The following is a 12,449-nucleotide window of genomic DNA, read 5'->3' as shown; positions in this document are numbered from 1 at the left end:
TTCATCATAAACTTGAATATCATCATCATTGACTGTATTTGCTGGAAAAACTCCTATAATTCCTTTGGCATCAAGCCATTTTTCTGAAACTATTTTTTGCAACATTTTTTGAGCATCTTCAAATAATGATGATGCTTGTTCGCCAACAATTTCATCGGTTAGAATTGCAGGATATTTTCCAAATAATTCCCACGAATTAAAAAATGGCGTCCAATCTATAAAATCAACTAATTCTGACAACTCAACTTCTATGGTTTTTGTTCCGATGAAATTTGGTTTTATTGGTGTGAAATTTTCCCAATCCAATTTCAATTTATTTTTTCGGGCATCTTCTATAGAATGGAAATTTTTATCACGACTTCTATTCAAATATCCATCACGTAATTTGTCATATTCTTCGCGAATTGCTTTTACGTAACCTTCTTTAGTTTCGTTTTGTAAAAGATTACTCGCTACTGTAACTGCTCTAGAAGCATCGTTTACGTGAACAACTGTTTGCTTATATTCGGGTGCAATTTTTACTGCTGTATGCGCTCGAGAAGTTGTTGCGCCACCAATCATAATAGGAATTTTGATGTTTAATTTATCTAATTCTTTGGCTAAATAAACCATTTCGTCAAGTGAAGGAGTAATTAATCCGCTCAATCCAATAATATCAACATTATGTTCAATTGCAGCTTGTATAATTTTTTCTGGCGGAACCATAACTCCTAAATCGATAATTTCGAAATTATTACAACCTAAAACTACGGCAACGATATTTTTTCCAATATCGTGTACATCGCCTTTTACAGTTGCCATCAACACTTTTCCAGCAGAGGATGATTTTCCTGATTTTTCGGCTTCAATAAATGGAAGTAAATAGGCAACCGCTTTTTTCATTACTCGAGCTGATTTCACAACTTGTGGTAAAAACATTTTTCCTGAACCAAATAAATCGCCGACAACATTCATTCCTGCCATTAAATTTATTTCGATAACTTCTATGGCTTTCGCCGAATTTGCTCTCGCTTCTTCAACATCAATTTCTATAAATTCGTCTATTCCTTTTACTAATGAGTGTGTTAATCTTGACTGAACATCTTCATTTCGCCATTCGGCAATCGCTTTTTCGTTTACTTTATAATCACCTTTAAAGGTTTCGGCTAAATCCAACAATCGTTCAGTTGCGTCTTCTCTCCTATTTAAAAGAACATCTTCAACGTGTTCTAATAATGTTTTGTCAATTTCGTCATAAATTTCTAACATTTCCGGATTTACGATTCCCATTGTCATACCGTTTTGAATAGCGTGATACAAAAATGCCGAATGCATTGCTTCACGAACAGTATCATTGCCGCGAAATGAAAACGAAACGTTACTTACACCACCAGAAATGTTGGCAAATGGAAGATTTTCACGAATCCATTTTGTGGCTCTGAAAAAATCTAATGCGTTTAATTTGTGTTCATCCATTCCAGTCGCAACTGGAAAAATATTAGGATCAAAAATGATATCTTGTGCAGGAAATTTTACAACATTTACTAAAATATCATAACTTCTTTTGCATATTTCTATTCGTCTTTCATAATTATCAGCTTGACCATTTTCGTCGAAAGCCATTACAATTACTGCTGCACCATATCGTTTTATTAACTTGGCGTGATGAATAAAAGTTGCTTCGCCTTCTTTTAGCGAAATGGAATTTACAACTGATTTTCCTTGAACGACTTTTAATCCGGCTTCGATGATTTCCCATTTGGAAGAATCTATCATTACTGGAACTCTTGCTATATCTGGTTCGGCAGCAATTAGATTTAGGAATTTGGTCATTGCATAAACGCCATCTAACATTCCTTCGTCCATATTTACATCAATAATTTGTGCTCCACCTTCAACTTGTTCTCTTGCTACTGAAAGTGCTTCGTTGTAGTTTTCGTCTTTTATTAATCGGAGGAATTTACGTGAACCAGTTACGTTTGTTCGTTCACCAACGTTTACGAATATCGATTCTTCGTTAACGAAAAGAGGTTCTAGACCTGATAATTGCAAATTTATTTTGTTTGTTCTTGACATTTTATTTTTATTTTGCCACTAAGGCGCGAAGTCACAAAGTTTATTTTTTAAACCATTAAGAAAGTTAAGGTTTTTAAGGTTTTTTGTTAAACCTCAAAGGTTTAAAAAAACCTTTGAGGTTTGGAATTTATACTAATTCTAATTTTCTTGGCTTAAATTGTGCTGCTACGTCTGCGATTGCTTTTATGTGTTCTGGTGTAGTTCCGCAACAACCACCAATTATATTGATTAAGTTATCTTGTAAATATTCTTTAATTAAGGCTTGCATTTCTTCTGGCGTTTGGTCGTATTGACCGAATGCATTTGGCAATCCTGCGTTTGGATGTGCCGAAATATTCAGTTGTGTATTGTGCGCCAATCTTTTTAAATACGGTTTTAACTGATCTGCACCAAGTGCGCAATTGAAACCAATACTTAACAAATCGATATGTTGGATTGAAATAAGAAATGCTTCTACAGTTTGCCCAGAAAGTGTACGTCCTGAAGCATCGGTTATTGTTCCAGAAACCATTACTGGAATGTCTAAATTACGTTCTTCTTTTACTTCTTCTATTGCGAAAAGTGCTGCTTTTGCGTTTAAAGTATCAAAAATAGTTTCTACTAATAAAACGTCGCTTCCGCCATCGATTAATGCTTCAACTTGTTGTTTATAGGCAATTCTTAAATCGTCGAAAGTTACGGCACGAAATCCTGGATCGTTTACATCTGGACTCATACTTGCAGTTCGATTAGTTGGTCCGATGGAACCTGCTACAAAACGTGGTTTGTCTGTGAATTCATCGGCAACTTGGCGAGCTATTTTGGCAGATTGATAATTTAATTCGTAAACTATATCTTCTAGATGATAATCTGCCATTCCTATTGTGGTTCCAGAAAAGGTGTTAGTTTCTACAATATCGGCTCCAGCTTGAAAATACAATCGATGAACTTGTTTTACGGCTTCGGGTTGTGTGATGGAAAGTAAATCGTTGTTTCCTTTTAATGGATGTGGGAAATCTTTGAAACGTGTACCACGAAAATCTTCTTCGGAAAAGTTGTTGCGTTGCAACATTGTTCCCATTGCTCCGTCTAGAACTAGGATTCTTTCTTTTATTGCTTGTTTTATTTTTGACATGTTTTTTTTGCCACAAAGGCGCTAAGTCACTAAGTTATTATTTTTTTTTAACCATTAAAATTAAGTTTATTAAGAATTGGTTCTTATGGAAACTTGATTTTTCAAAAATGGAAAGCAATTTAGTCCTGATGGAAGTGGAAATCCTTTTTCTTTTTTCTTTAAAAAGAAAAAGATTGCAAAGTACAGCAGGAATATGGATTACTAAAATGCGCAAGCCATTCGCTCCAGATTCTGAAACGAGTTCAGAATTAATTTATATTTTTGTTATTTAGAAAGTGTGAGAGGAAATTCTCGGGGTTATCTGTTCCTTATTAATCTGGTTTAACAGATGCTGAAACTAGTTCAGCATAAAGATAGAATGTAGCACCTTTTTTTTGTAAACAAAATAGGTTGCTAAGCTTTCATCGAGTCTAATCTCTCCGGCTTTCGTGATAACAATCAATAAGTTTAAGAACGTTACAAAGTAATGACATAGAAATTTATAAAACAATAGTTGTAAAATATTTTTTTATTTAAAATGAGTTTATACATTTGCAATCGAAAATTGAGAGGAAAAATTTGTTCAGATTGCAACCTCTGATATTGAAATAAATTCAGTATTATAAAAATGCTAAAGCCGTAATTTTTACTTCTTTAAGCACTTTTATCAATCTTTTTTATTAAAAATTAATATTAAAAAAATATAATAGTATGGCTTATTTATTTACATCGGAGTCGGTTAGTGAAGGACATCCAGATAAAGTTGCAGATCAAATTAGTGATGCGTTGATTGATAATTTTTTGGCATTTGATGCTGAAAGTAAAGTTGCTTGTGAGACTTTGGTAACAACTGGTCAAGTTATTTTGGCTGGTGAGGTAAAGTCGAACACCTATCTTGATGTGCAACAAATTGCTAGAGAAGTTATTAGAAAAATTGGCTACACGAAAAGTGAATATATGTTTGAAGCCGATTCTTGTGGTGTTTTGTCTGCAATTCATGAGCAATCATCTGACATTAATCAAGGTGTAGAAAGAGCAAATAAAGAAGAGCAAGGTGCTGGAGATCAAGGAATGATGTTTGGATATGCAACTAATGAAACTGAAAATTACATGCCGTTGGCATTGGATTTATCTCATGCTTTGTTGATAGAATTGGCAAATTTGAGAAGAGAAAACAAAGAAATTACTTACTTGCGTCCAGATGCTAAAAGTCAAGTAACTTTAGAATATAGTGATGATAATAAACCACAACGAATTGATGCTATTGTAATTTCTACTCAACACGATGATTTTGATGAAGAAAAAACAATGTTGGCTAAAATAAAAACCGATTTGGTTGGGATTTTAATTCCAAGAATTAAGGCAAAATACCCACAATATGCTCATTTATTTAATGATCAAATTACATATCATATTAACCCAACAGGAAAATTTGTTATTGGTGGACCACACGGAGATACAGGATTAACAGGAAGAAAAATTATTGTTGATACTTATGGCGGAAAAGGTGCTCATGGTGGTGGAGCATTTTCGGGCAAAGATCCAAGTAAAGTTGACCGTTCTGCTGCTTATGCAACACGTCATATTGCTAAAAACCTAGTTGCTGCTGGAATTTGTGATGAAATTTTAGTTCAAGTTTCGTATGCTATTGGAGTTGCAAAACCAACTTCTATTAACGTGGTTACTTACGGAACTTCTAAAGTGAATTTAACTGATGGAGAAATTAGTAAAAAAGTAGAAGCTATTTTTGATATGCGTCCTTATTTTATAGAACAACGTTTAAAATTAAGAAATCCAATATATAGCGAAACTGCTGCTTATGGTCATATGGGAAGAACTCCTGAAATGAAAACAAAGACATTTCAATTACCTAATGGTGCTCCAAAAACTGTTACTGTAGAATTGTTTACTTGGGAAAAATTAGACTTTGTAGATAAAGTAAAAAGTGCTTTTGGATTATAAGCAATAAATTGCTTCAAAATTTTAAAAACCGCCTTATTGATTTACAAGGCGGTTTTTTTGTTTCTTTGTGATATACTAACTCAATAAAAAGTGAATTTTATATTAAAAAAAATCAATATTAATACGAATTACTTATTGCTTTTAGCACTATTTAATGGTGCGGTTTTAATGAATTTTCATAAATTAATATTTAAAAATCCTATAATAATATTGGTTATTATTGCATTTGTTTTATTCGCGATAATTAACATAAAATATTGGTGGGCAACTGCAATTAATTGCATTATTAGTATAAGTTTATTAATTGTTAAGTTTCCTAGAATTGGCAATCATTCTACAATAATTCTAGTTTTTTCGATTGCTCTAATTATTTTATTTTTTTTGAAATTTATTCATTGGAAAGTAAATTTAGATTCTGATTTTATTTCTTATTTCTTTAGGATTTTTATTGTTACCGTTTACTTTTATACAGGTTTTCATAAGTTGAATTCTGATTTTTTCAATCCTTGTGTGAGTTGTGTTAATGAAATAAACAATTATACAATTTCGAATTTTATTAATTCACGTTTTGTAATAACTAGTAATTGGTCGCGTTTTTTTCAGTTTTTTACAATTTTTATTGAAATGATTCTTCCTTTTGGATTGCTATTTCACAAAACGAGAAAATATTCTGGTATAGCTTTACTGGTTTTTCATTTTTATCTTTCGTTTTCTGTTTTTGCCGATTTTAGTTTGATTGCTTTGTTTTTAATTTTTGGAAGTTTGATAGATTTTAATAAAAAAAATGACTTTGTAAAACTTACTAATGCTATTAAAATTTATTTGATTTTTATTATTGCATCTGTATTAAGCACTTACTTTATGCAAAGATTTCTAATTGATTTGTATAAATTTAGTTTTTATAACGGTGTTATTTATTCTATTGGTTTTGGGTTTTTATTGTTTGTTTTTATTAAAAAATATTATACAAGAATATACTATTATAAAAAAAGTTATAATCGTTATTTAATTCTGATAGTATTTATTATTAGTTTTTGGACTTTAAAAACTTATATAGGATTAGGAAACGCAGGCAATCTAACAATGTTTAGCAATCTTGTGACTGAAAAAGAAAATAGTAATCATTTAATATTTGACACTAGAAAACTGAAGCTTTTTGACTTTGAAGAAGATAATATTGAACTATTATATTTAAAAAATTCGAACATAAAAGAGAATTTTGTGGGATATAAAATTCCTGTTGTTGAATTTAACTATTTGGTTCATTATTGGTGTGAAAACTATAAAGATGCAGTTTCTTGTAAATTAATTTATAAAGGTAAAATTATAGAAATTAAAGATTTGAGAAAATCTCAATTCAACAATTGTAAATGGTGGTACAAATATTTATTTTTTAGAAAAATTCAAGTGAAAGGTCCAAATGAATGCAGATGGTAATTTGTTTTTGTTATTAATAAACATTACAAATTATATTTTACACTAAAAATAACATATCGCGGTTGTACTATATATTGTGATGTTCTTGTAGAGAATTGTGTAAAATTATCGTCGTTTAATGACGTAGTATTTAATAAATTAGTTGCTGCTACTTTATATTCCCACTTGCTATCCTTTTTTTGATAAATCAAACTTGCTGATAAAAAATCATATTCGTTTTCGACAGATTTATTAGAGTTATAATAATGGTAAAATTCATACTCAGAAACAAACGAAAAGCTATCCATAAAGTAATAATCTAATTGAATAGATGGTTTATCTGTATAGAATTTTGTTCCGTTGTAATCGTTTACTGTTAAATCATAGCCAATTTCAATGTTTGGTAATTTTTTAAAATTTGTAGATGTGTTTATTGAATAGGATTGTGTAAAACTTTCATTGGTTGAAAAAACATTGTTTTGAATATTATTAAACTTTGACCAGTTTATTCTTGCAGACAATGATGCTTTATAATATCTATAAAATGAACGACCATACATTGCTCGACCTGAAAAAGATTCGTCGGCAAAATCTGAATTAAAAGGTGATGATGTTTGGTTTACTCCATTAAAAAATGAACGTGTTTTAACTGCGTTTGTATTTCGAGAATAGAATAAATTACCTGAAATGTTTTCGAAATTAAACATATTATATTTAAAATAAGTTAACGAATGTGTTTGAGAAGTGGCATTTTCTAATGTTCGATTTCCTCTTGATAAACTATTGTAACCGTTTAACACAAATCCTTCTGCTAATTTATTTATATCTGTAAAATTGTTAGTTAACCCAAAATTATAGGTTAATGATTCTGCTTTTTTAATTTGATAAATGGCAAGAAAATCTGGAAGAATTTTGAAGAATTTTTGATTGTAAGTCGTTGCCAATTGATTGTTTGACATAGTATAATTATGAAAACTAACTCCAGGTGTAAAGGTAAATTTTCCCGATAGAATTTTATAGTGCATACCAAGAAAAACATCGTTAAAATTGTAGGTTACTCTGTTTTTGTTTTCATTATCATATAAATCATTTATTGAACCATTATCAAGAACTTGAAAAATAGAAGAGTCAAAATTTTGATGTGAAAAAGTATTTCCTAAAGTTACATTGAAATTACTTTTGGGTGTAATCATGTAATAATAATCTAATTTAGAATCTATTTTATTGGTTTTTACAAAACGATTTTGGTTGATGTCGTTTCTATTTTCGCCTGAAGTATATCCTAATAAATTAAAAGGTTGGGTTTGCAAATTGGCATTGTAAAACGGATCTTCATCTTGATATAAATGTTGTGTTTCAAATGCAAAAATATTCTTATCATTATAGGTATAATACAAATTCAAATTTTGATTGAAAGATGTAGGATTTTGTTTTTTTCTTGCTAATATAGTTTCTGTTGTTGATGTATTACTTACTATTGATTCTCGCAACAAATCGTTACTTTCATCTTGTTTTGACAATTTACTAAGAATGTCATAATCAAACTGTAAACTAGCACTTGGTTTGTAACTTGAACTCAATTTAAACAATCCTAAATTACTTTTTTGGTGTGCAATTTCATTTCTGTTTTCAGTTGATAAAACTTGTGATGAATTGGGCTCTAATATATTAGTTTGCGATTTAGTTTCTAAATCTGTTATAGATGATGAAAGAATCCCAAAACCACTTAAACTCCATGCTTTGTTTACATTAAAAGAGAAATTTGTTGCTCCAAAATTGGTTTCAATTTCTTTAGCACGATTGTTTCTCAAGATAGAAATCCCTAAATCATTTGACGCAATATTAAAGTTAGAACCACCTTTGGCCATCATACTTCTAAAACCACCTGTAAATTTAAAATAATCTTGAATTGTGAGTGGTAATTCGCCAATATTATTAAAATTTGTGATAAGGTTTATGCTGTACTTTGGATTGTAATAAAACAATTTTGGATTGATAAGATAACGCTCTTCTTGATGACCAACTCCAATTCCGGCAGTCATATCACCAAACCAAAAGTTTTTCTTTCCTGCTTTGAGTTTAATGTTCATTGCTAAATTATCTTGATTATTTTCTACACCTTTTAGTATAGAGTTTTCATTATAATTTCTTAGAACTTGAATTTTATCAATTGCATCTGCAGGAATATTTTTTACTCCCAATTTGGTATCGCCGTCAAAAAAATCTTTTCCTTCAACCATTAGTTTAGAAACTTTTTTTCCTTCGACTTCGATTTCGCCATCGGCATTTACTTCAACTCCTGGTAATTTTTTTAGTACATCTTCAAGTTTTCTCTCGGTTCCAGTTTTAAAAGAATCTGCATTATAAACTATAGTATCGCCTTTTATAGAGACCGGCATTTCTCTAACAATTTCTACACCATCTAATTCTATTCCGCCAGATTCTAATGAAACATTTTGAGTAATGTTTTCAGCTTTGGTTACAATCGAAATTTCTTTATTCTTCATTCCAAGATAACTAAACTTTATACTGTAGCTTGCATTTTGCTTTAAGTTTAAAACAAATTTTCCTTTATCGTTAGTAATTGCATAAGCATCGACACCTTTGGTTACATCATTTACTGCCATAACATTTGCCATTTCTAGAGGTGTTTTTCCAGATTCTAGAACGTTGCCTTCAAATCGAATTGTTTGTGCAAATGAAAATGTAGATATTAATAAAAATGCGTATAAAATTGTAGTTTTCATGTATTTTATTGTGAATTATGATTGTGAATTACAAATTATCTTCCCATTCTCATTTGCATTCCACCTCTTCCGCCTTGACCTTGATTCATTTCCATCAATTCTTTCATTTTTTTGGTCACGGTTTCATCATAATCTTTTTGAGAAATTTCTTTACCATTATTTGGTGCTTTAATTTCTGCTTTTTCTTTTACATTCAATACAATTTTAGAACATAGAATTGTAGTTTTACCATCATTTACTTCAAGAATTAATCCAGGCAAACCCCAATATCCTTCTGGACCTTGATTTACAGGAATATCCATTGTATACCAAGCAGTTATAGTGATTTCTTTGGGCATATCTATATCATCTAGAAAACTAGTTTTCTTATCTTTGGCATCTTCGGTTTTAACTTCTGGCTTTTTATCTTCTTCTCTTTTAGGTCTAAAATTTCTAAAATCGGTTTTACTTGCCTCAATAATTGCAGTTGCTTTATAACAATTATAGCCACCAATTACTCTAGTTTCGCCTTCCATATTCCATTTATAAGTTTTTAAACTGTCTTTTACAAGAAACTCTTTTCCCATAAATTCTTTATCAACTGTAAATGTTTTTTCTTTTACGTTTTTATAATAAGTTCCTCCGCCACCCATCATAGACGACATCATTCTCATACCGCCACCAGATTGTCCTGGAGCATCTAGTTTTTCTTCTTCTTTATAGGTTGAAGCCGATTTGTCGAAATTTAATATAAACGTTTTTTCAAACATTTTTTTCATTCGTTCTTCCATGTTTTTTTGCATCTCTGGAGTAATATCTTTGTTTCCTTCAAATCGTTTTTTGAAATCTGAAGTACTAGTTTTAGATTCATAAACTGCCATTCCTTGAAAATCTTTTTGAGCATTTGAAGTAATAAATGCAAGTAATAAAACAATAGAAAAGATTATTTTTTTCATAATTTAATATTTTTGAATAAGAAGTAACAAATATGACGATTGAATTTGTGTTTTGTTACCAAACATTTGTTAAAATAATTAATTTGACTATAGATAAATCAAAAGGTTTAATGTAATTTAGCATCATTATGAAACGATTATTTTACTTTTTGTTTTTTTTAAGTTTCAATTTTGGTTTTAGTCAATCTAAAATCATTGCTGTAACTAAATTAGATTTTATTACTTTAAAAACAGATAAATTTATTGGTTTTGATGGCTTTAACAATTGTTTTTATTCAGATGAAAATGTGTTATTTAAAAAAAGTGATTCATTATCTTTACAATATCAAAACTTATCATTAGGAAAAATTACAAAAGTTGACATTTTAAATCCTCTAAAAATAATTGTTTTTTATGAAGAATTTAATTCTGTAATTATCCTAGATAATCAATTAAATGAAATACAAAAAATTGATTTTTCTAATCTAGAAACTCCAATAATTGTATCTGCAATTGGTATTTCTGGTCAAAACAAGCTTTGGGTTTTTAATTCTTTAAATCAACAAATTGGATTGTATGATTTAATTACAAATCAATTTAAAAATCTTGGTATTCCAATAAAAGAAGGATTTAATTATTACCAAACTGATTTTAATTATTTTCAATGGATAGACAAACAACAAAAATGGAATACTTGCACCATATTTGGAAGAGTTTTTCAAAATGCAAGTTTAGATTTTAATTATAATAACATTCAACTATTAAACGAAAATAAAATACTTTTTTCTGATCATAATTTACTTTACTTTAAAGATAAAAACACCAGCAGAACCTATCAAATAGAAATTGTTGAGAAATCGTTTAAAAATTTTTATTACAAAGACCAAATTTTATCTATTTTTACAGACAAAGGAATTACAAATTATAAAATTATACTACCATAATGCATATAGCAGTAGCAGGAAATATTGGCGCAGGAAAAACAACTTTAACTAGATTTTTAGCCAAACACTTTAAGTGGGAACCACATTTTGAAGACGTTGTAGACAATCCATATCTTGATGATTTTTACCATCAAATGGAACGTTGGTCGTTTAACTTACAAATTTATTTCTTGAACAGTCGTTTTCGTCAAGTTTTACAAATTCGTGAAAGCGGTAAGAAAATTATTCAAGATAGAACAATTTATGAAGATGCACATATTTTTGCACCCAATCTTCATGCTATGGGATTGATGACCAATCGTGATTTTGAAAATTACTCTTCTCTTTTTGAATTGATGGAAAGTTTAGTTGAGCCACCAGATTTATTAATTTATCTTAGAAGTTCAATTCCAAATCTTGTAAAACAAATTCATCAACGTGGTCGCGATTATGAAAATACAATTTCTATTGATTATTTAAGCCGATTAAACGAACGTTATGAAGCTTGGATTTCTACTTATGCAAAAGGAAAATTATTAATTATTGATGTTGACAACATTGATTTTGTAAATAATCCTGAAGATTTAGGAATGATTATAAACCGGATTGATGCAGAGATTAACGGATTGTTTTAGACAAACCCACAATACTTTAAAAGTCATTTTCTATATTCAGATTATGGCTTTTTTATTTAAAAAATTATGCCGCTTGTAAATCCACTTTTTGCAAACCATGATGTTGAAACAAATAAGCTTGCAGCATTTTTTAATGAAACCATAGGATTTTGTCCTAATTCTGTTTAAACTATGCTACACATACCATCAATTTCTTAAGCATTCATCAACTTAAACATTGCTTTTATGGAAAATCATGGTAGCGTTTCATCTGCATTAAAAAGAATGATTGGTTGGGTTTCAAGCAATGCTGCAGGTTGCAGATATTGTCAAGCACACACAATTAGCGCTGCAGGAAGTTATGGTGCAGAAAAAGAACAACTAGATAATATATTGGAATATAAAACACATGAATCATTTTCAGATGGAGAACGTGCAGCTTTAGATTTTGCTCTAGTAGCTTCAATAATTGCAAAAGTAGTAGATGAAAAAATTAAAATTGAGCTAAATAAATATTGGAATAACAGAGAAATTATTGAGATCCTTGGTGTAATTTCACTTTTTGGATATTTAAATCGTTGGAATGTTTCTATGGCAACAACACTTGAAAATGAAGCTGTAGAAAATACAAAAAAATATTTTTAAAAAATAATTGGGAAGTTGGAATGCATTTGTGAAAATAAGATTATGAAAATAAAAAAAGCTCCAAAAATAAATTTTTGGAG

At 29.7% G+C, this 12,449-nt stretch carries 9 protein-coding genes, 1 pseudogene and 1 riboswitch; of the genes and pseudogenes, 6 read left to right on the top strand and 4 right to left on the bottom strand.

From position 1 onward, the window contains the following. Both ACH2BO_RS03420 and ACH2BO_RS03415 read right to left on the bottom strand, forming a co-directional pair. Positions 1 to 2,055, bottom strand: a 2,055-nt coding sequence (locus tag ACH2BO_RS03420; RefSeq protein ID WP_395043354.1) for a dihydropteroate synthase, incomplete at its 3' end; no start/stop codon positions are given. A 127-nt stretch (positions 2,056 to 2,182) separates the two neighbouring features. Continuing rightward, positions 2,183 to 3,169, bottom strand: a complete 987-nt coding sequence (locus ACH2BO_RS03415; protein ID WP_395043353.1) for a homocysteine S-methyltransferase family protein — start codon at positions 3,167 to 3,169, stop codon at positions 2,183 to 2,185. Positions 3,170 to 3,276: 107 nt separating this feature from the next. On the opposite strand from ACH2BO_RS03415, the gene ACH2BO_RS03410 reads away from it, so the two are divergent. From ACH2BO_RS03410 to ACH2BO_RS03400, 3 genes are all read left to right on the top strand, one after another. Then, positions 3,277 to 3,441 (top strand): hypothetical protein, encoded by a 165-nt coding sequence (locus ACH2BO_RS03410; protein ID WP_395043352.1) that lies wholly within the window; start codon positions 3,277 to 3,279, stop codon positions 3,439 to 3,441. A gap of 36 nt (positions 3,442 to 3,477) precedes the next feature. Then, a riboswitch (SAM riboswitch) is annotated at positions 3,478 to 3,607 on the bottom strand. Between the two features lie 252 nt (positions 3,608 to 3,859). After that, positions 3,860 to 5,110, top strand: coding sequence for a methionine adenosyltransferase (metK, locus tag ACH2BO_RS03405; protein WP_395043351.1), 1,251 nt, complete (start codon positions 3,860 to 3,862; stop codon positions 5,108 to 5,110). A gap of 90 nt (positions 5,111 to 5,200) precedes the next feature. Next, the gene (locus ACH2BO_RS03400; RefSeq protein ID WP_395043350.1) at positions 5,201 to 6,547 is read left to right on the top strand and encodes a hypothetical protein; all 1,347 of its coding nucleotides are present in this window, start codon (positions 5,201 to 5,203) and stop codon (positions 6,545 to 6,547) included. Positions 6,548 to 6,570: 23 nt separating this feature from the next. Here the strand turns inward: ACH2BO_RS03400 and ACH2BO_RS03395 are convergent, their stop codons facing one another. Together ACH2BO_RS03395 and ACH2BO_RS03390 are read right to left on the bottom strand one after the other, a co-directional pair. Next, positions 6,571 to 9,273, bottom strand: coding sequence for a carboxypeptidase-like regulatory domain-containing protein (locus ACH2BO_RS03395; protein WP_395043349.1), 2,703 nt, complete (start codon positions 9,271 to 9,273; stop codon positions 6,571 to 6,573). 35 nt (positions 9,274 to 9,308) lie between these two features. Then, positions 9,309 to 10,208 carry a GLPGLI family protein gene (locus ACH2BO_RS03390; protein ID WP_395043348.1) on the bottom strand — a complete coding sequence of 300 codons (900 nt, stop codon included), beginning with the start codon at positions 10,206 to 10,208 and terminating at the stop codon, positions 9,309 to 9,311. A 128-nt stretch (positions 10,209 to 10,336) separates the two neighbouring features. On the opposite strand from ACH2BO_RS03390, the gene ACH2BO_RS03385 reads away from it, so the two are divergent. The 3 genes and pseudogenes from ACH2BO_RS03385 (at position 10,337) to ACH2BO_RS03375 (ending at position 12,401) form a co-directional block, all read left to right on the top strand. After that, on the top strand, positions 10,337 to 11,131 hold the full coding sequence (locus ACH2BO_RS03385) for a hypothetical protein (RefSeq protein WP_395043347.1): 795 nt from the start codon (positions 10,337 to 10,339) through the stop codon (positions 11,129 to 11,131). After that, complete coding sequence (locus ACH2BO_RS03380) at positions 11,131 to 11,745, top strand: deoxynucleoside kinase (protein ID WP_395043346.1); 615 nt, start codon at positions 11,131 to 11,133, stop codon at positions 11,743 to 11,745. The genes ACH2BO_RS03385 and ACH2BO_RS03380 overlap by 1 nt, the downstream gene beginning before the upstream one ends. Before the next feature lie 66 nt (positions 11,746 to 11,811). After that, positions 11,812 to 12,401 (top strand): annotated as a pseudogene (locus tag ACH2BO_RS03375) (carboxymuconolactone decarboxylase family protein). The last annotated feature ends 48 nt before the right edge of the window (positions 12,402 to 12,449 follow it).

Origin of the sequence: Flavobacterium sp. (genome assembly GCF_043773265.1) — a bacterium.
GTDB lineage: Bacteria > Bacteroidota > Bacteroidia > Flavobacteriales > Flavobacteriaceae > Flavobacterium.
The sequence above is the reverse complement of the archived record's forward strand: the minus strand, read 5'-3'. Positions and strand labels throughout refer to the sequence as shown.

Coding starts and splice junctions, on each gene's coding strand:
- ACH2BO_RS03415 (WP_395043353.1), bottom strand. CDS start 3,169: ATGTCAAAAATAAAACAAGCAATAAAAGAAAGAATCCTAGTTCTAGAC.
- ACH2BO_RS03410 (WP_395043352.1), top strand. CDS start 3,277: ATGGAAAGCAATTTAGTCCTGATGGAAGTGGAAATCCTTTTTCTTTTT.
- metK (WP_395043351.1), top strand. CDS start 3,860: ATGGCTTATTTATTTACATCGGAGTCGGTTAGTGAAGGACATCCAGAT.
- ACH2BO_RS03395 (WP_395043349.1), bottom strand. CDS start 9,273: ATGAAAACTACAATTTTATACGCATTTTTATTAATATCTACATTTTCA.
- ACH2BO_RS03390 (WP_395043348.1), bottom strand. CDS start 10,208: ATGAAAAAAATAATCTTTTCTATTGTTTTATTACTTGCATTTATTACT.
- ACH2BO_RS03385 (WP_395043347.1), top strand. CDS start 10,337: ATGAAACGATTATTTTACTTTTTGTTTTTTTTAAGTTTCAATTTTGGT.
- ACH2BO_RS03380 (WP_395043346.1), top strand. CDS start 11,131: ATGCATATAGCAGTAGCAGGAAATATTGGCGCAGGAAAAACAACTTTA.